General features: G+C 62.0%; 15 protein-coding genes. 9 read left to right on the top strand and 6 right to left on the bottom strand.

Going from position 1 to position 17,042, the window contains the following annotated elements:
• Positions 1-29 precede the first annotated feature (29 nt).
• Together QP996_RS06960 and QP996_RS06955 are read right to left on the bottom strand one after the other, a co-directional pair.
• Entirely contained in the window at positions 30-1,796 is a 1,767-nt protein-coding gene (locus QP996_RS06960; protein ID WP_284871905.1) for a DEAD/DEAH box helicase, read from the bottom strand.
• Positions 1,793-2,047: a DUF3039 domain-containing protein gene (locus QP996_RS06955; protein ID WP_063936916.1), complete on the bottom strand. Its 255-nt coding sequence runs from the start codon at positions 2,045-2,047 to the stop codon at positions 1,793-1,795. The genes QP996_RS06960 and QP996_RS06955 overlap by 4 nt, the downstream gene beginning before the upstream one ends.
• Before the next feature lie 51 nt (positions 2,048-2,098).
• Between QP996_RS06955 and QP996_RS06950 the strand changes: the two genes are divergently transcribed.
• The 6 genes from QP996_RS06950 to galE all read left to right on the top strand — a co-directional run bounded on the left by QP996_RS06950 (position 2,099) and on the right by galE (position 7,551).
• Entirely contained in the window at positions 2,099-2,524 is a 426-nt protein-coding gene (locus QP996_RS06950; protein WP_284871904.1) for a DUF3099 domain-containing protein, read from the top strand.
• A 26-nt stretch (positions 2,525-2,550) separates the two neighbouring features.
• Entirely contained in the window at positions 2,551-4,110 is a 1,560-nt protein-coding gene (locus QP996_RS06945) for a DUF7782 domain-containing protein (protein WP_284871903.1), read from the top strand.
• A 29-nt stretch (positions 4,111-4,139) separates the two neighbouring features.
• Positions 4,140-4,574, top strand: coding sequence for a D-aminoacyl-tRNA deacylase (gene dtd, locus QP996_RS06940; RefSeq protein WP_284871902.1), 435 nt, complete (start codon positions 4,140-4,142; stop codon positions 4,572-4,574).
• A gap of 110 nt (positions 4,575-4,684) precedes the next feature.
• Positions 4,685-5,686, top strand: a complete 1,002-nt coding sequence (locus tag QP996_RS06935) for a sigma-70 family RNA polymerase sigma factor (protein ID WP_284871901.1) — start codon at positions 4,685-4,687, stop codon at positions 5,684-5,686.
• Between the two features lie 147 nt (positions 5,687-5,833).
• Complete coding sequence (locus QP996_RS06930) at positions 5,834-6,511, top strand: metal-dependent transcriptional regulator (protein WP_284871900.1); 678 nt, start codon at positions 5,834-5,836, stop codon at positions 6,509-6,511.
• A gap of 50 nt (positions 6,512-6,561) precedes the next feature.
• Entirely contained in the window at positions 6,562-7,551 is a 990-nt protein-coding gene (gene galE, locus QP996_RS06925) for a UDP-glucose 4-epimerase GalE (protein ID WP_284871899.1), read from the top strand.
• An 18-nt stretch (positions 7,552-7,569) separates the two neighbouring features.
• On the opposite strand, the gene QP996_RS06920 is transcribed toward galE, so the two are convergent.
• Positions 7,570-8,757: a DUF4192 domain-containing protein gene (locus QP996_RS06920; protein ID WP_284871898.1), complete on the bottom strand. Its 1,188-nt coding sequence runs from the start codon at positions 8,755-8,757 to the stop codon at positions 7,570-7,572.
• Positions 8,758-8,921: 164 nt separating this feature from the next.
• Between QP996_RS06920 and QP996_RS06915 the strand changes: the two genes are divergently transcribed.
• Both QP996_RS06915 and QP996_RS06910 read left to right on the top strand, forming a co-directional pair.
• Entirely contained in the window at positions 8,922-10,007 is a 1,086-nt protein-coding gene (locus QP996_RS06915) for a PAC2 family protein (protein WP_194559396.1), read from the top strand.
• A 33-nt stretch (positions 10,008-10,040) separates the two neighbouring features.
• Entirely contained in the window at positions 10,041-12,581 is a 2,541-nt protein-coding gene (locus QP996_RS06910) for a DEAD/DEAH box helicase (protein WP_194559830.1), read from the top strand.
• Between the two features lie 293 nt (positions 12,582-12,874).
• Here the strand turns inward: QP996_RS06910 and QP996_RS06905 are convergent, their stop codons facing one another.
• From QP996_RS06905 to QP996_RS06895, 3 genes are read right to left on the bottom strand one after another with little or no spacing between them, the layout of a single operon-like run.
• Positions 12,875-13,156 (bottom strand): hypothetical protein, encoded by a 282-nt coding sequence (locus tag QP996_RS06905; protein WP_284871897.1) that lies wholly within the window; start codon positions 13,154-13,156, stop codon positions 12,875-12,877.
• 51 nt (positions 13,157-13,207) lie between these two features.
• The gene (locus QP996_RS06900; protein ID WP_284871896.1) at positions 13,208-14,557 is read right to left on the bottom strand and encodes an IS256 family transposase; all 1,350 of its coding nucleotides are present in this window, start codon (positions 14,555-14,557) and stop codon (positions 13,208-13,210) included.
• Between the two features lie 30 nt (positions 14,558-14,587).
• Positions 14,588-14,977, bottom strand: coding sequence for a hypothetical protein (locus tag QP996_RS06895; RefSeq protein WP_284871894.1), 390 nt, complete (start codon positions 14,975-14,977; stop codon positions 14,588-14,590).
• Between the two features lie 275 nt (positions 14,978-15,252).
• Here QP996_RS06895 and QP996_RS06890 point away from each other — a divergent pair, with 275 nt between their 5' ends.
• The gene (locus QP996_RS06890) at positions 15,253-15,747 is read left to right on the top strand and encodes a hypothetical protein (protein ID WP_063936823.1); all 495 of its coding nucleotides are present in this window, start codon (positions 15,253-15,255) and stop codon (positions 15,745-15,747) included.
• The last annotated feature ends 1,295 nt before the right edge of the window (positions 15,748-17,042 follow it).

Raw genomic sequence — 17,042 nt, 5'->3', positions numbered from 1 at the left:
TTGCGGTGCACGCCACCCTACCGGCGGGGCTACCAGTCTCGCAGGAAGGCTATGCGCTCGCGCAGCTGATCGGCGTTGCACAGCGCGGTAGGCGGCCCGCCGCAGGCTTTGCGCACCTCGGTATGGATCGCGCCATGGGGCCGGCCGCTTTTACCAGCCGCGATGGCCACACGCGCGTTGAGTTCCTTGCGCAGCGCGGGGATTTCGTCCGCGGCGGTTGTCGCGTCAGAGGCGGCTGCCACTTCCGGGTCTGGCGCGGGCTTCTTCACCGGCTCGCCGAGCACCTCCGCCCGTTCCCGCGCCTTGCGTTCTTCTGCCCTGCGCGCCCGCTCCTCGGCGTCGCGGGCATCCAACTGGTCGCTTTGCCGCTTGGCTAGAAGCGTGCGCACCTGGTCGGCGTCGAGCAGCCCGGGCAGGCCGAGGAAGTCCTGCTCCTCAGCGGAGCCAGCTTGGGTTGGTGTGCCGTAGGTGGAGCCGTCGAAAATCAGCGAATCCAGCTCTGCGGAGGCACCGATGGATTCGTAAGACGGCATGTCATCCGGCTCGGTCTGGGTGCGGTTTGCTTGCTCCAGCAGCTCGTCAGACCAGCCGGATTCCCGGTGCGGTTTGCCCAGGACGTGGTCGCGCGAGACCTCCATCTCCTCCGCCAGCCGCAGCAGCACCGGCACGGAGGGCAGAAACACGGAGGCGGACTCGCCCGGCATGCGGGAGCGCACGAAGCGGCCGATCGCCTGCGCGAAAAACAGCGGAGTAGACGCTGAGGTGGCGTAGACGCCAACGGACAGGCGCGGCACGTCCACGCCTTCGGAGACCATGCGCACCGCCACCATCCACTCGTCGCGGGAGGCGGAGAACTCGTCGATACGCTCCGACGCTCCCGGCTCGTCGGACAGCACCACGGTGACCGGGGTGTTGGACAGCTTCTCCAGGATCTTCGCGTAGGCGCGGGCGGTGGTCTTGTTCGTGGCGATAACAAGGCCGCCGGCGTCTGGCATGTTGGCGCGGATCTTCATCAACCTGGTGTGCGCGGCGGTGAGCACCGCGGCGATCCAGTCGCCCTTCGGGTCCAACGCGGTGCGCCAGGCGCGGGTGGTTTGCTCGGCATTCAGCGGCTCGCCTAGGCGCGCGGAGTATTCCTCGCCCGCTGAGTCCTTCCACTGCGCCTCGCCTGAGTAGGCGAGGAAGACCACGGGGCGCACCACGCCATCGGCAAGCGCATGCGAGTAGCCGTAGGTGTAGTCAGCCTGCGAGACCAAGTGCCCTTCGCCGTCCTCGACGTAACGCACGAACGGGATCTGCGAGTCGTCGGAACGAAACGGTGTGCCGGTCAGCGCCAGACGGTGCTCCACATCGTTGTACGCTTCGTAGACGCCGTCGCCCCAGCTCTTGGAGTCGCCGGCGTGGTGAATCTCGTCCAAAATCACCAGCGTGCGGCGGGCAGAAGCCACAGCGTGGTGCTTAAACGGGTGCATGCCCACCTGCGCGTAGGTGACCACAATGCCGTCGTAGGAGGCGTTGACGGCAGAGGAATTAGTGAAGTTCGGGTCCAGGGAAAGCCCGAAGCGCTTCGCCGCGTCGGACCACTGGTGCTTCAGGTGCTCCGTGGGCACGACAACGATGATGCGCTGGACGGTCTTGTCCTCTTTCAGGCGCGAGGCCAGGGTCAGCGCAAAGGTGGTCTTGCCCGCGCCCGGGGTTGCCACCGCCATGAAGTCGCGCGGCTTGTCGCGGAGAAACGAACCAAGGGCCTCCTGCTGCCATTTGCGCAGCTGGGGCCCAGAAGTCGCGGCGGTCACTTGCGGCGCAGCCCCTTGTAAATCCGCTCGCAGTCAGGGCAGACCGGGGAACCGGGCTTGGCTTGCTTTTTCACGGGGAAGGTCTCGCCGCACAGCGCCACCACCATTTTGCCGGAGATGGCGGAATCGACGATCTGGTCCTTCTTCACGTAGTGGAAGAACTTGGGGGTGCCGTCGTCCGTGGTCGACGAGGTGTCTTCCCTGAGGTCCGGGCGCTCGAGCGTCTTCGTCGTCGTATTCACGGCAACCATCATGCCCCAATTTGGGCGAGAGGTTAAGCCGGAGGGCTAACCTCTGAGTTCATGAGCGCCAACGACAACACAACCACCGGGCGCGCCTCCCGCCACTCACGCCGGGGCAGGAAATCCCGCGCCCTGATCACGGATGCTTCCTACACCCCGGAGCAAAACCGGCAGTCGCGCGAGAAGCAGTACGCCGTTTTGCAGGGGTTGCGCCTGCCTTTTATCGTCGCGGCCATTGCTGCGGCGTGGGCGAACTGGTGGGTGCTCGCCGGCATTTTGTTCGTGGTGTCTGTGCCGTTGCCGTGGATCGCCGTGGTGCGCGGCAACGCGCAGGGCGAAGTCCGGGATACCCGTCAGAAGAATGTGTACAAGCCGGCGGTGGCGCGCCAGGAGCAGCAGATGTTGGCGCAGCAGCAGCGCACGGCGCTGGATTCGGCGGAGAAGGACCGGTCTAGCTCCCCCGCTATCATCGACCACGACGAATAGCCCCTTCGCACTGCAGGAGTTTTAGCGTGACTGCCCCAGATGATCTCTCCCCTCACCTTCCCGCAGTTGCTCAGACGCTTGCCGCAGAACTCGATGCGGCGGGTTTCACCGCCGAGGGCATCGCGGCCCACCTTGGCCCGGAGGCGACCGAGGCGCTCTACCGCCGTGAGCCGGGAGTCGTACTGGCGGCATGTTCCGACGACGCGCGCCTGTCGCGCCTGATCAGGTTCTTCCTGCTGCGCCGCCCCGCCACAGCGGAGGCGTTGGGCGACATGCTCACCCCGAAACTTGCACTTTCGCTTATCGACGACCACCTGGTCCTGCCCGTCGCCGACTCATCCACCTACCGCATCGCCGTTGAAGCGCGCCCCCACGTGGTCGCCGGCAAGCCGAGGCTGGTGCTCTCCGACCTCGACGCGTCCATGACCGACCACGTCCCGGGTCGCGACCACGTCCTCGGCGTCGGCTCGGCGTCGCTGTCGTTGCTGTCCGCCACGCCGTGCACGCCGGTGGATTCTGTGCTGGATTTGGGCACCGGCTCCGGCATCCAGGCGCTTGCGCAGGCGGACGCCGCCACGCGCGTGGTGGCTACCGACGTCCACGCCCGCGCACTAGAGTTCGCCGAGGCCACCATGATGGCCAACGGGGTGGACAACGTGGAGTTGCGCGAGGGCGAATGGTTCGAACCGGTACGAGGCGAGACATTCGACCGCATCGTGGCCAACCCGCCGTTCGTGGTTGGGCTGCCGGAAGTCGGCCACGTCTACCGCGATTCCGGCTTGGACCTCGACGGCGCAACTGAGCTGGTGCTCAGCCAGGCACCGGACCACCTCACCGAGGGCGGCCGAGCGTACATCCTCGGTTCCTGGGTGCATGTACTCGACCAGTCTTGGCAGTCCCGCGTCGCGTCCTGGCTGCCGTCCCACGGTGTGAGCGCCTGGGTGCTGCAGCGCGACGTGGTCGATCCAGGCATGTACGTCTCCACCTGGCTGCGCGACGAGTCCATCGATCCCCGCTCGGACGAGGGCGTCGCGCGCACCGTGCAGTGGCTCGACCACTTCGCCGACAACGACGTCCACGCAGTGGGCTTCGGCTGGATCCTCCTGGAAGACATCGGCGACGCTCCCAGCGAGATCACCTGCGAGGAACTCTCCCAGCCGTTCACAGACCCGCTCGGCCCGGAGGCGGAGGAGTACTTCACCCGCACCGCCTGGCTGCGCGGCAAGGACCACGACGACGTCCTCGACGCCAACTACGTGGTCCGGCCGACCGTCGCGCTGGAAGACATCAAGCTCGCGGACACCGAACTCGGCATGGGGTTCGCGGATGAGACGCTGCGCATCACCCGCACCGACGGGCCGCGGTTTTCCCACACCATCGACGCGGGCATCCTCTCGCTGATCTCGGGGCTGCACCCGAACGGGTTGCCGCTTCGGGACGTGGTCGGCCTGTACGCTTCGTCGCGCGGGTTGGGGCAACCGGAGGACGTCGACAAGCTTGAAGCGGATGCGGCGGGTGCGGTGGTTGACCTGGTGCGCCACGGGCTGATTTTGCCCGCAGAGATCGCGCAGCTGACACACCTTTAAACACCAACTTTCACAAGAACGGAGCATTAATGAAGGCTGTACTCACGCGTGTGACTAGCGCGTCGGTGACCGTGGACGGCGAAACCGTCGGAGCGATCGACTGCCCCGACACCGGCGGCATCCTCGCGCTCGTCGGCGCGGGCCGAGAGGACGCGGACGACGCGTGGGAAACGGTGGCCCGCAAGATCGCGGAGCTTCGCATTCTCGAGGGCGAACGTTCGGTGGAAGACGCTGGCGCGCCGGTGCTGCTGGTCAGTCAGTTCACGTTGATGGGCCGCACGGCGAAAGGCCGGCGCCCGTCCTGGAGCGACGCGGCGCCTGGCGACGCCGCGGAACCGGTGATTGGAAAGATTGCTGATGCGCTGCGCTCGCGTGGCATCCATGTAGAGGAGGGCCGGTTTGGGGCGCATATGCAGGTCGTGAGCGTCAACGATGGGCCCTTTACCGTGATCGTTGAAGCGTGATTTGAATATATTTCCCGCGGGCGGGAACACTGAGTGGCGGCTAAGCGTTTCACATCTAGACTGCCCAGCTGTCCCCAGCTTTTCCACCTAGTCCGAGGAGGCGTTGCCACATGACCCAACCGGATCACGCTGCACAGGGAAACCAAGACTCCGGGGAGACCGTCGACCGCGGTAGCCGACGGAACCAGACCAACGACAACCCTTCTGCGGACCTTGTCCGCGTCTACCTCAACGGCATCGGCAAGACTGCTCTGCTCAACGCTGAGGAGGAGGTCGAGCTCGCCCAGCAGATCGAGGTCGGCCTGTACGCGCAGCGCCTTTTGGACGACCCGGAGGTGAAGCTGACCCGCGCGAAGAAGCGCGACCTGAAAATTCTAGCGAAGGAGGGCCGCAAGGCCCGCGCCCACCTGCTGGAGGCCAATCTGCGCCTCGTGGTGTCCCTGGCCAAGCGCTACACCGGCCGCGGCATGCCGCTTCTGGACCTCATCCAGGAAGGCAACCTGGGCCTAATCCGCGCGATGGAGAAGTTCGACTACTCCAAGGGCTTCAAGTTCTCCACCTACGCCACGTGGTGGATCCGTCAGGCGATCACGCGCGGTATGGCGGATCAGTCGCGCACGATCCGCCTCCCAGTCCATTTGGTGGAGCAGGTGAACAAGCTCTCCCGTATCCGCCGCGAGATGTACCAGTCCCTGGGACGCGAACCCACGAACGAGGAGCTGGCGGAGGAATCCGGCATCGAGGAATCCAAAATTGAGATGCTGCTGCGCCAGTCCCGCGACCCGGTCAGCTTGGACATGCCTGTCGGCGCGGACGAGGAAGCGCCATTGGGTGACTTCATCGAGGACGCCGAGGCCACCGACGCCGAGGACGCGGTGGTGACCACCCTGCGCCACGACGATATCGAGGACATCATCAATGGCCTCGAGCAGCGCGAGCAGGACGTTATCCGCATGCGCTACGGCCTGACCGACGGCGTGCCGCGCACCCTGGACCAGATCGGCCGCCAGTTCGGTCTGTCGCGCGAGCGCGTCCGCCAGATTGAGCGTGAGGTCATGGCGAAGTTGCGCGCCGGGGAGCGCGCCGACCGCCTGCGCGATTACGCCCTCTAAGCAGCGTTTACGCGACACTGCGCGCCAAGTTTTCCCGCCCAGCATCCTGTTTCAGGTTCACCGGTACCGCCGCAGGTGCTGGGCTAAAGTATTGCCAAATGGTTTTCGGACCTCTAACCAGCACCGCGATTGGAAGGGAGCATCACAGTGCGTGATCTCGTTGACACCACAGAGATGTATCTGCGCACCGTCTACGAACTGGAAGAGGAAGGCATTACGCCGCTGCGTGCGCGAATCGCGGAACGCCTTGAGCAGTCCGGCCCGACCGTCTCGCAGACGGTTGCGCGCATGGAGCGCGACGGCCTGATCGTGGTCGAGCACGACCGCTCCCTGTCGCTGACCGAGGAGGGGCGCCGGCGCGCCACCGCCGTGATGCGCAAGCACCGTCTTGCGGAACGTCTGCTTACCGACGTACTGAAGTTGGACCTCGCCCAGGTTCACGAAGAGGCGTGCCGGTGGGAGCACGTGATGAGCGAAGAGGTGGAGCGTCGAGTCGTCGCTGTGCTGGACAACGCTGATCGCTCCCCCTTCGGCAACCCGATCCCGGCGCTCGATGAGCTCGGCGCACCCGTCAGCACCGCTGATCAGGCGGGAACCCGCGCCAGCGACTTGCGCCTGAAAGAACCGGTGCGCGCAAAGGTGGTCCAGATCAGCGAGATCCTGCAGGACGGCGCCTTGCCGAAGTCCGCCGGCCAGCTCGTTGGCCAGACCGTGGATCTGCAGCCGTTGGAGGACGGAGCGCTGGAGGTATCCACCGACGAGGGTGAAACCTTCGTGCTCACCGCGGATGTCTCGCACGCTCTGCGCGTGGAGCGCGAAGACTAAGGCGCAAACACTCAATCGCGAATACGCAAAACGGACGGAAGGGACCTTCGATGAAGCTTGTTGTCACCGGCGGTGCCGGCTACGTGGGCAGCGTGTGCGCTGCCACCCTGCTTGAGGCGGGACACGAGGTGATCGTCGTGGACGATCTGTCTACCGGTAACCGCTACGCCGTTCCGGAGGGCGCAACGTTTGCCGAAGGTGAGATTCAGGATGTCATCGACGACGTGCTCGTCGCAGATGGCGGCGCACCGGTGGACGGCGTACTGCACTTTGCGGCGAAGTCTCTTGTCGGCGAGTCCATGGAAGACCCCGCCAAGTACTGGCACGGCAACCTCGACGTTTCGCTGGCGCTGCTGGATTCCATGCGGCGCCACGACGTGTCATCCCTGGTCTTCTCCTCCACCGCCGCTACCTACGGCGAACCGGATGTCGTGCCGATTACGGAAGACGCGCCGACCCGGCCAACTAACCCGTACGGTGCGACGAAGCTTGCCATCGATTACGCCATCACGTCCTACTGCAACGCCTACGGTTTGGGCGCGACGAGCCTGCGCTACTTCAACGTCGCTGGCGCGTACAACGGCATCGGCGAGAACCACATCACCGAGACGCACCTGATCCCGATCGTGCTGCAGGTGGCGATGGGTTACCGCGACAAGATCATGATGTACGGCGACGATTGGCCGACCAAGGACGGCACGTGCGTGCGCGATTACATCCATATCCGGGATCTCGCGGACGCGCACGTGCTCGCGCTCCAAGCGAACACCCCAGGCCAGCATCAGATTTACAACTTAGGCTCCGGTGACGGCTACTCCGTGCGCGAGGTGGTCGAGGTTTGCCGCGAGGTCACCGGTCACCCAATCCCGGCGGAGGTAGCTCCGCGCCGTGCTGGCGACCCGGCAACGCTGATCGCGTCCTCGGAGAAGATCCGCAACGCGCTTGGATGGAACCCCACGCGGACGCAGCTGCGCACGATCGTCGAGGACGCCTGGGAGTTCACCCGCCAGCTCGGCGAACGGTCGCACTCCGCGCGCTAAACACGCACTGGCGCGGGTTCACCCATCCAGCTCCCTCCAGGTGTCCAGGCACCCTTTGCGGCACAGTTCGAGCACCTTTGGGCCCTGTCCGATGTCCATCACACCGCTGAGCAGTGCGGACAAGTTGTGCCCCGGCAGCTCATCTTCAGCGCACGCCAGCGCTGTGCTGGCCCAGCCGATGAGCCCTTGGGACAGGGCGACCATGCCCCACAAACACAACGCGTTCGCTCTGATTTCCCCGCTGAAGTTGCGCGCGATTGTCAAAAATACTGCTCCGGCCGCCCGCGGTCGATTCAACGCATCGCCGATGAGGAAATCGCGCAGCCTTCCCCCGGTCAGCATGGCCGCGACAAGCTCGACGTCATCCAGGCTGGTGAACACATCGTCGACGATCAGGCTGCCGTCGGTGTCGATCAGGCGAGCGTCTGGCGCGGCTTCGTACACACCGCACGCTTGAGTGATCTGCTCGCGCGCTGCTTGCGGGTCCGTTCGCACAAGAGTGAACAGTTCCGCTCCGCGCCTGTACGCACTGCGCGCTAAGGTCTCGCCTACCTCGACATCTGGCGCGAATACCGGTTCGAAGTGGCCGAAGACGTCGCTTTTGTGCAGTTCCGGAAGCACTCCGTGGTCGATAAGCGGGCGCATCGGTTCTGCGGCTGCCACTGATGTCACGGTGCCCTGCTCATAGTCTGCGCCCCAATCCCATACCGCATCCGCGGTACCCGGGTCGGGCCCGAACAGCAGCTGGTAGTGCGTGCCGTCGGCGATTTCAGAGACGATCCAGCAGGCTTCGACGATCTCGCCGAAGGCGTCCGCCGCCATTCGCAACCCCTCCGCAGCTACCGCAACCATCTGCGATTCCGGCACCCGCGTCACAATCACGGCAAAGGTGGCCACATGGCGGACGAGTGGGATGCGCTGCAGCGCGCGTTGGATGCTCTCGGTGTTTCCCACATCGGCGTCGAGGTAGGCGCCAATTTCCAGAGTCGGAGTAGCCCCTGGCGGGCTATATGCGTTGATGAGCACCACTGCCTCATTTGGGAAGTAGCCCAATGCGGCTGGGATGGAAGCGATCAGTTGCGCCGGTGAGCGGAGGAGATCCGCGCTCGGATACGGGGTGATCGGACTGGTCGGGTGGTTTGTTTCGTGCGGTTGTGGCTGAATATCCATAACTGTTAGACGCTCGCAACCGCGCGCCGGTTCCATGTGCGGACGAAGTTTTCTCAACGCAACTTGGTACGCAACCCTTACGGCCGTGGTGCCACCTTTCGGTTGCTGGTCGGGCACAATGGAATATTCCGCGACACCAACCGTTGTGTTGGTGGAGCACAACAGCCGTCAAGGCGAACAACATCAGGAGGCCGAGGACCATGACGCAGGAACGTCGCATGTACGAACTTGAGTACCCAGCCCCGCAGGTGAGCGGGGAGTCGCAGAACGGCCCTGCCCTTATCGTCGCCATGCATGGTTACGCCGATGCGGGCCACGCCGTCGAGTCTGCAGCGGACCACCTCAAGGCCGCGCTGGAGTCGAGAACGGTGGCGACGTTTAGCAACGATGAGCTGATTGATTACCGCTCCCGGCGGCCAACGGTGACGTTAGCGCACGCTGAAATTACTGATGTTGCGGATTTGCAGCTGGACATGCGCGTTGTGCGCGACGGCAACGGCCAGTCTTTCCTCCTGCTTTCCGGTCCGGAGCCGGACCTGCGCTGGGAAGCGTTTAGTAGTGCGGTGGCGGATCTCGCCGACCAGTTCGACGTGAGCAAGACCATCTGCCTGTACGCGGCTCCGATGGGCGCCCCGCACACACGCCCGCTGGTGGTTTCCGCCCACGGCAACGACCGCGAGTTGGTCGGCTCCATGTTCACCTTCGACGGGATGGTCAGCGTGCCGGGCTCTGCTTCGGTCTTCATCGAGCGGGAGCTGCACAAGCGCGGCCGCCCTGTTGCCGGATACACCGCGCACGTGCCGCACTACGTGGCCGCCTCGCCGTACCCGCACGCGACGTTCCAGCTGCTGCAGTCCGTGGAAGATTCCACGAAGCTGCAGTTTCCGCTGCGCTCCCTCGAGTCGGATATGCGGCGAGTGTCGCAGCAGCTCGCGGAGCAGACACACAACTCGGATGAGATCACGAACGTCGTGCAGGCTTTGGAGGAGCACTACGACCGTGAGATGCAGGAATACCGCGACCGCCACCCACAGGCGATGATGCCGGGCGAGGCGCAGATGCCCAGCGGCGAGGAAATCAGCGAAGCGTTTGAGAACTACCTCACCGCCATCGAGGACCGGGACCGCAACGAGCAGCGCAGCCTCCCCCACAGCGAGGAGACTGATCAGCGTTTGCGCGATCATTTCTTCATCGATCCGTCTGCGCCCGAGCGTTCGCGTGACGACGACCAAGGGGATTTCCCCGGTGACGACACTCCCGACGGGGACGGCGACGACCCCCGTTAGTGTGTCGGCCGGTCGGCTACGGTGAATGCTGTGATGCTGACCGATTTGCTTGAAGATATTGCGCAGGCCCCCGAATCGCTGTTCGAGGATGCCGTGTGGGACTCGTTCAACTCGTGGACGACCTCCCGCGGCATCTCGCTGTATCCGGCGCAGGAGGAGGCATCGCTCGCGCTGCTTGCGGGCGACAACGTCATCTTGGCCACACCAACCGGCTCGGGGAAGTCGATGGTTGCCAACGCCGCGCACTTCATCGCGATGGCGCGCGGTCAGCGCTCGTTTTACACCGCACCAATTAAGGCGTTGGTGAGCGAGAAATTCTTCGCTTTGTGCGAGATTTTCGGCGCGGAGAACGTCGGCATGATGACGGGCGACGCGACCGTGAACTCGAACGCCCCGATCATCGCCGCTACCGCCGAGATCGTGGCCAACATTGCGCTACGAGAAGGCAAGGACGCCAAGATTGACCAGGTGGTGATGGACGAGTTCCACTACTACTCGGAGCCGGAGCGCGGCTGGGCGTGGCAGGTGCCGCTGCTGGAGCTGCCAAAAGCGCAGTTTCTGCTCATGTCCGCCACGTTGGGCGATACTGCCTGGTTGGAAAAGGACCTCACTGAACGCACGGGCCGCAAGACCACGTACGTCGGCGGCGCGGAGCGGCCGGTGCCGCTTGATTTCCACTACGTGTTCTCCCCCGTGCACGAGACCATCGAGGAGCTGCTGGAGGACAACAAGGCGCCAATCTATGTCGTGCACTTTTCCCAGCGCGAGGCCACGGAGCGAGCTCAGGCGTTGACGAGCATGAACATCATCACGCCCGCGGAAAAGCAGCGCATTGCGGAGGAAATCGGGGACTTTCGCTTTACGACGACCTTCGGCAAAACCCTGTCCAAGCTGGTCCGTCGCGGCATCGGCGTGCACCACGCCGGCATGCTGCCGAAGTACCGCCGCCTGGTGGAGCGGCTCTCCCAAACCGGACTTCTGAAAGTCATCTGTGGCACCGACACCCTGGGCGTGGGCATTAACGTGCCGATCCGCACGGTCCTGATTACCGGCTTGGCTAAGTTTGACGGCACCCGCCAGCGCATTTTGAAGTCCCGCGAGTTCCACCAGATCGCCGGGCGCGCGGGCCGCGCAGGCTACGACACCGAGGGCACCGTCGTAGTCGAAGCGCCGGAGCACGAGATCGAGAACGTGAAGCTGCGCCGCAAGGCGGGCGACGATCCGAAGAAGCTGAAGAAAATCCGCAAGAAGTCCGCCCGCGACGGCGAAGTGTCCTGGTCCGAGAAGACCTTCGAGCGCCTGAAGGTGGCCGAGCCGGAGGAGCTGACCAGCCAGTTCAAGGTATCCAACTCCATGCTGCTCAACGTGGTGGCCCGCCCGGGTGACGGCTACGAGCACATGCGTCACTTGCTGCGAACGAACCATGACCCGCGCGCGAAGCAGAACCGCGACATCATCCAGGCCGTGAACCTGTTCCGCGGCTTGATCAACGCCGGGGTAGTCGAGCGCACGCCAGACTCGCCCGCGTTCCGCCCGTACACGCTCACCCAGGAGCTGGACCGCGACTTCGCGCTGAACCAGCCGCTGTCCCCCTTCGCATTGGCGTTCCTCACGTTGCTCGACCCTGAGTCGGACGCGTACACCCTCGACGTCATCTCAACGTTCGAGGCGATTCTGGACGACCCGAGACAGCTGCTCCAAGCCCAGCAAACAGCGGCTCGCGGCGAAGAGATCGCCGCTCTGAAAGCAGAGGGGGTGGACTATACGGAGCGGATGGCCATCATTGAGGACGTCACCTACCCCAAGCCGCTTGCTGACGAACTAGAGGAGGCGTTCGCCACCTTCACGGAAGGCAATCCGTGGGCGAAAGAATTCGAGCTGTCGCCGAAATCGGTTGTGCGCGACATGATCGAGCACGCGATGACGTTTTCGGACCTCATCGCCACCTATGGTCTGGCCCGCTCGGAGGGCGTGGTGCTGCGCTACCTCACCGATGCGTGGCGCACCCTTTCCTATTCCATCCCGGACACCTACATGAACGATGATCTTGAGGACATCGTCGTGTGGCTCGGCGAGTTGATCCGACAGGTCGACTCGTCGCTCATCGACGAATGGGCGCACATGACCGGCGACGACCAGCCCGTGAGTCAAGACACCATCGACCGCGAGCTCGCGTTCGGTGTGGAAGACCCCACGGCGCTCACCGCCAACCGCCGCGCCTTCACCATCATGGTGCGCAACTATTTTTTCCGCCTAGTGGAACTTTTCGCGTACGAGAAGGAGGACCAGCTGGAGGACATGCTGGGCTACCTGGAGCCGGACGCGCGGGTGGACTGGCCAGCTGCAATGGACGACTACTTCGACGAATACACGGATGTGGACCTGGGCCCCGACGCGCGCGGCCCGGAGTTCTTCCGGCTGGAGGACTCTGCCGGCCGAGCGTGGAGGGTCACCCAAATTATCAAGGACCCCGAGGGGGACAACGCGTTCCAGCTGCACGGTGTTGTGGATCTGGACGCCTCCGACGAGGCAGGTGAAGTGCGGCTCTCCTCGCTAGGCATCCGCGAGGGGTAGAGCGCGCCGGCAATTAAAACGCTTTGTATCGCGTGGAGCAATCGCCATGCGACCATCGCGGCGCACCCGGGTAAAGGTCGTGCCGAACGCCTCGCTCAGTTCCTTCCTACGAAGGTGTACCCGACGTGCTGCACTGTTGTCACCGAACCACCAGCGCCACCATGCTCAGGACACAGCTGCCCACACCACGCCCCCGACGACAACGGCTCCTACTGAAGCAATAGCCGCCTCGACCACCATCTCCTGGATGTGGTCGAGAGCGGCCTGCGTTTCAGTCACCGGGATCGTGACACTCACTGCCCCCGCGATCGATCAGCAGCAAAAACGATGGAGTCGAGTCCCTCCTGCAGATCTTCGTCCATGCCGGCGGCATCCATGGACCGCTTCGCGAATGAGGCCAGGACCGACAGGCTGCCGGACGAGTCGATGCGCTCGAGCTCATTGATCGTCGCGACCCGGTTCTCCGGGAGTAGCATGCTTTCCGGGTCATAGAAATCAAGCTGTGTCCGCCAGAACTCCAGCGGGTCAGTCAATCCTTCGCGCAGGTCGGCACTGCTGTCGGGGATGTCTTGCATGTAGAGTAGCTGGCTCGAGGGTGTCCGATTCTTTGTGTGCGGGGGCTTGGTTTACAAGTAGTCCGCGAATCGGTCGGGGTAAGCCACGGCTAGTTGGTTGATGGCTTGTTTCCACCCGGTGGCTTTCGCTCCTTCAATATAGCCGTTGCACTCAACGTCGCGCTTCGCTTTCTTCGCTCGCTGCGCAGCGCGCTTGTCTTCGATATTGCAGATCATCAACCACAGCGTCTTCAGCGCCGCCGTATCGTTCGGGAACTGGCCCCTGTTGCGGGTAGCTTTCCGCAGTTCAGCATTGAGCGACTCGATTGAATTGGTGGTGTAGAGCACCCGGCGTGCCGCCGGCGGAAACTGCAGAAACGGCACGAACCGCTCCCAAGCGTCGCGCCAGACTTTGACCGACTGCGGGTATTTCCGGCCCAGTTCACTGGCCTCGAACGCATCCAAGCTGGCACGTGCGGTGTCCTCGTTAGTAGCCGTGTAGACCTCACGTAGCGCACGGGAGACACCTTTGCGGTCCTGATACGACACCCACCGGTTCGCAGCCCGAATCAGGTGCACAATGCAGGTCTGCACCATGGAATTCGGCCAGGTTGCCTCCACAGCTTCCGGCAGGCCTTTGAGCCCGTCGCAGCACACAATGAACACGTCCTGGACGCCACGGTTGGCCAGGTCCGCGCACACCGATGCCCAGAATGCGGCGCCTTCATTTTCCGCGATCCACAATCCCAGGATGTGCTTGATGCCGTCCATGTCGACACCAACCGCCATGTAGCAGGACTTGTTGACCACGCGGTGCCCGTCACGGATTCTCACGCGTAGCGCGTCGAGGAATATCACCGGGTAAAACTCGTCGAGTTGGCGGTTTTGCCAGATCATGACCTCCTCTAGCACCGCATCGGTAATGGTGCTGATCGTATCCGGGCTCATATCCACCCCCAGGGTGGTCGCGAGGTGGTGCTGAATATCGCGCACTGTCATCCCGCCGGCGTATAGCGAGACGATCATGTCGTCGAGCTCTGTGAGCCGGCGTGCGCCCTTGGGCACCATCCGGGGAGTAAACGTGCCGGCACGATCCCTGGGCACGGTCACTTCCACCGCGCCGTACCCGGAGTTGACGGTTTTGGTGTACGACCCGTTGCGGTGATTGTTGCCCTGTGTGGTTTCCACCTGGGCTTTCGTCTTGCGGTCGGAATGGCTATAGCCCAAGTGCGCATCCATCTCCGCCTGCAGACCAGCGTTGATTGATGCCTGTAGCAGGCCTTTGACCAGCTCGCTTGCATCATCAGCCGAGGTCGACAGCTCGCTGATCAGGCTGGCGAGCTCAGGGTTTTCCATCAGCTTCTCGCTGATCTCATTGACCTTTGCCGGGTCATGGTTTTTCTTCGGTGACACCGTAGTCATTATCGGTGAAACTCCTTCTAGATCAGAGCCTCACACACAAACTTCCTGACACCCTCGCTGGCTCATTTTGCGGTGCTCCCTACCCTCGTTCGAGGTATCCAAGGCGCACACGTATGTGCCACCGAGACCGTAGTCGTTCGAACGAACCGTTAGTGTTCCATGAGCCGACAGGCGTTGTCCGATCTGTACATCTTGGTCTTTAAACGTGCTTGTTGTGTGCACGACACAACCCTCGAAAACCTGATTGGCAATGATCGGGAACGCGCCAACAACTCGATACAGCGGGCAGCCGTTGGCGTCTGTCTTTTGTTCATCAGTGCGCTTGCCATCCTTGTATTCATAGGCAGGGGTTTGGCTCAGCGAGTCGCGCAAGCACACCAGGTCGTACTTACCAGGAAAACTCAATGAGTAGACGCTCATTGCGCTACCTCCTTTCGCTAGGGGTCGTCTTATCCCCTCGAATCGAGAGCTCGACTCAGAATCGAGGGATTCAGGCGACCCAATTTGTCTTGTAGCTCCCGCGTTCAGCGATCAAACATCATCATGGGAGGCTGCTCTTCAGCAACAAATTCGACGCTATCCGGCCAAAATAGATTTGAACAGGAACCACAATCCTCGGGCACACAGGTACGCGCATGCCTTAAGGCACCCCCTATACTTCCAATGTAGAGTGATTTACGACACAGGAGATTGTTATGCCTAAAAAACACCGTGATGGAATCCGCCTACTCACCCAACAAGGTCTCACCGAAGCCCAAGCCAAACGCGAGATCAAAGAGAGCAATGAGGACTGGGCCTGGATACAGACCTGGTTCCATAAAAAAATCGAAAACATGACACGACCAGGCGCTATAGATAACTACGTTAGTTCGCTCCGCAACAGCCGCAGCATCACTAAAACGACACTCAAAGTCGACATCAGCACAGAGCTTTACAATCTGATCAACCTTTTATCTTGCAACTGGCCCACAACACATAAGTCAGCGGTACTGACGAAGCAAAAAATCGTTGAGCTACTCCTTACTCACTACCTCACCGACCACACAGACGAGGCCATTGACGTTCTCACACGACACCTAGAGCAGATCGACAACTGGCACAAGGCAACCCGAGCGCATCAATCCGGGTATAGAACACCCGAGGACGATCGAGAAAAACCACTCGGTTCAGAATACGACCGTCCAGAATAAAATGTCCGATAATGGATACTATGTTCGGCTCCCCTATTCCCCCAGCATACAGCCACACACCACGGACTACACCCCGAAACACCCCACTGCACCACCTAATGCACCACCTCACTACACCACATGCGGCAGCATGGTGCGACTAGTACACAGCACTACACCACTACCATTGCACACATGGACGACCGCCTCAACCAACTACTCACCATCGCTGAAGCAGCCAGGCTCACCGGCGTCGCCAAACCACCATCACCCCGCGCGAAAGGACGCGGAGAATTCCCCCGAGCCCAGCAAAAACAAGGAACCTGGTACATCCCCATCGGCGACCTCATTACCAGCGGACGACTCGACACCATCACCCACAACCCCCGAAACCCGCACCAGTGCAACCAGCGCACAAGACCACCAAAATCTAGTGCACGCACTAGAACTAGAAAAACAACGCGCACACTACGCCGAACAACAACTGCACCAGGCTCAGCAACTCATCCAAGCCAAACAAGACACCATCGAAGCACTCAAAACAACTATCCACGCACTAGAAATCACCCCACAAAAACAACTCACCGTCCAAGAAGTAACCCCCCGACCCCGAAACCGAGCCCAAGAACCCACCAACAACAGGCACAGCCCCCTACAACGCCTCAGCCAATGGCTCGAAAAATGAAGATTCTCAGCTCAATACCCTCTACGTAAAGCAGTGCCCCCCAACAACAGTCGGGGGCACTGCTTTACGTAGGAAATACGCGCAAGACTTTAGTTACGCTTGGTTTCCCTAGCCTCGTCAATTAACGTGCTCTTGTTTTCAACAGGTTTACTACGGAAGATAGCCCGAACTACATATGCAACCAGGATTATGGGAATCAAGGATGCTATTAAGCTCGCGATAACAACCATTATCTTTCACCTGATCCTTCCAATGATTTAGATTGATCAGTCTACTTCTTAATCGTGATACACGCCTTATTGGACCATTCTCCGTCAACCTTAGAGCGGCCGCATACTTGCGACTGATCTTTAAGATCGCGCTTTATATTGAACCAAGCCCAAGAAGCGCCGATGGAACATTCAGTCTTAGACGACTCAGTTTTGTGCTGGCCATTTGTTTCCACATAGTCGACCTCATGCTCGACTCCACAAATATTTTGCTTATAGTCGATTCCTCGTGCGTAGGAAACACCGATCCGATCCACAAAGGTGGATTTTCCGTGTACCTCTACGGGTTGCGTCCCTTAGTGTGGTGTAACGCTTGCTGATGGTGGGCCCTGGGAAATACAGGGGCGGCCACCGCCAGTAAC

Source organism: Corynebacterium sp. MSK008 (assembly GCF_030232585.1).
Classification (GTDB): domain Bacteria; phylum Actinomycetota; class Actinomycetes; order Mycobacteriales; family Mycobacteriaceae; genus Corynebacterium.
This window is presented reverse-complemented; position numbering and strand designations above follow the sequence as displayed.

Bases quoted from the DNA above. Each gene is read 5' to 3' on its own strand.
- QP996_RS06955 (WP_063936916.1), bottom strand. From the start codon at position 2,047: ATGGTTGCCGTGAATACGACGACGAAGACGCTCGAGCGCCCGGACCTC.
- QP996_RS06950 (WP_284871904.1), top strand. From the start codon at position 2,099: ATGAGCGCCAACGACAACACAACCACCGGGCGCGCCTCCCGCCACTCA.
- dtd (WP_284871902.1), top strand. From the start codon at position 4,140: ATGAAGGCTGTACTCACGCGTGTGACTAGCGCGTCGGTGACCGTGGAC.
- QP996_RS06935 (WP_284871901.1), top strand. From the start codon at position 4,685: ATGACCCAACCGGATCACGCTGCACAGGGAAACCAAGACTCCGGGGAG.
- galE (WP_284871899.1), top strand. From the start codon at position 6,562: ATGAAGCTTGTTGTCACCGGCGGTGCCGGCTACGTGGGCAGCGTGTGC.
- QP996_RS06920 (WP_284871898.1), bottom strand. From the start codon at position 8,757: ATGGAACCGGCGCGCGGTTGCGAGCGTCTAACAGTTATGGATATTCAG.
- QP996_RS06915 (WP_194559396.1), top strand. From the start codon at position 8,922: ATGACGCAGGAACGTCGCATGTACGAACTTGAGTACCCAGCCCCGCAG.
- QP996_RS06910 (WP_194559830.1), top strand. From the start codon at position 10,041: ATGCTGACCGATTTGCTTGAAGATATTGCGCAGGCCCCCGAATCGCTG.
- QP996_RS06905 (WP_284871897.1), bottom strand. From the start codon at position 13,156: ATGCAAGACATCCCCGACAGCAGTGCCGACCTGCGCGAAGGATTGACT.
- QP996_RS06900 (WP_284871896.1), bottom strand. From the start codon at position 14,557: ATGACTACGGTGTCACCGAAGAAAAACCATGACCCGGCAAAGGTCAAT.
- QP996_RS06895 (WP_284871894.1), bottom strand. From the start codon at position 14,977: ATGAGCGTCTACTCATTGAGTTTTCCTGGTAAGTACGACCTGGTGTGC.
- QP996_RS06890 (WP_063936823.1), top strand. From the start codon at position 15,253: ATGCCTAAAAAACACCGTGATGGAATCCGCCTACTCACCCAACAAGGT.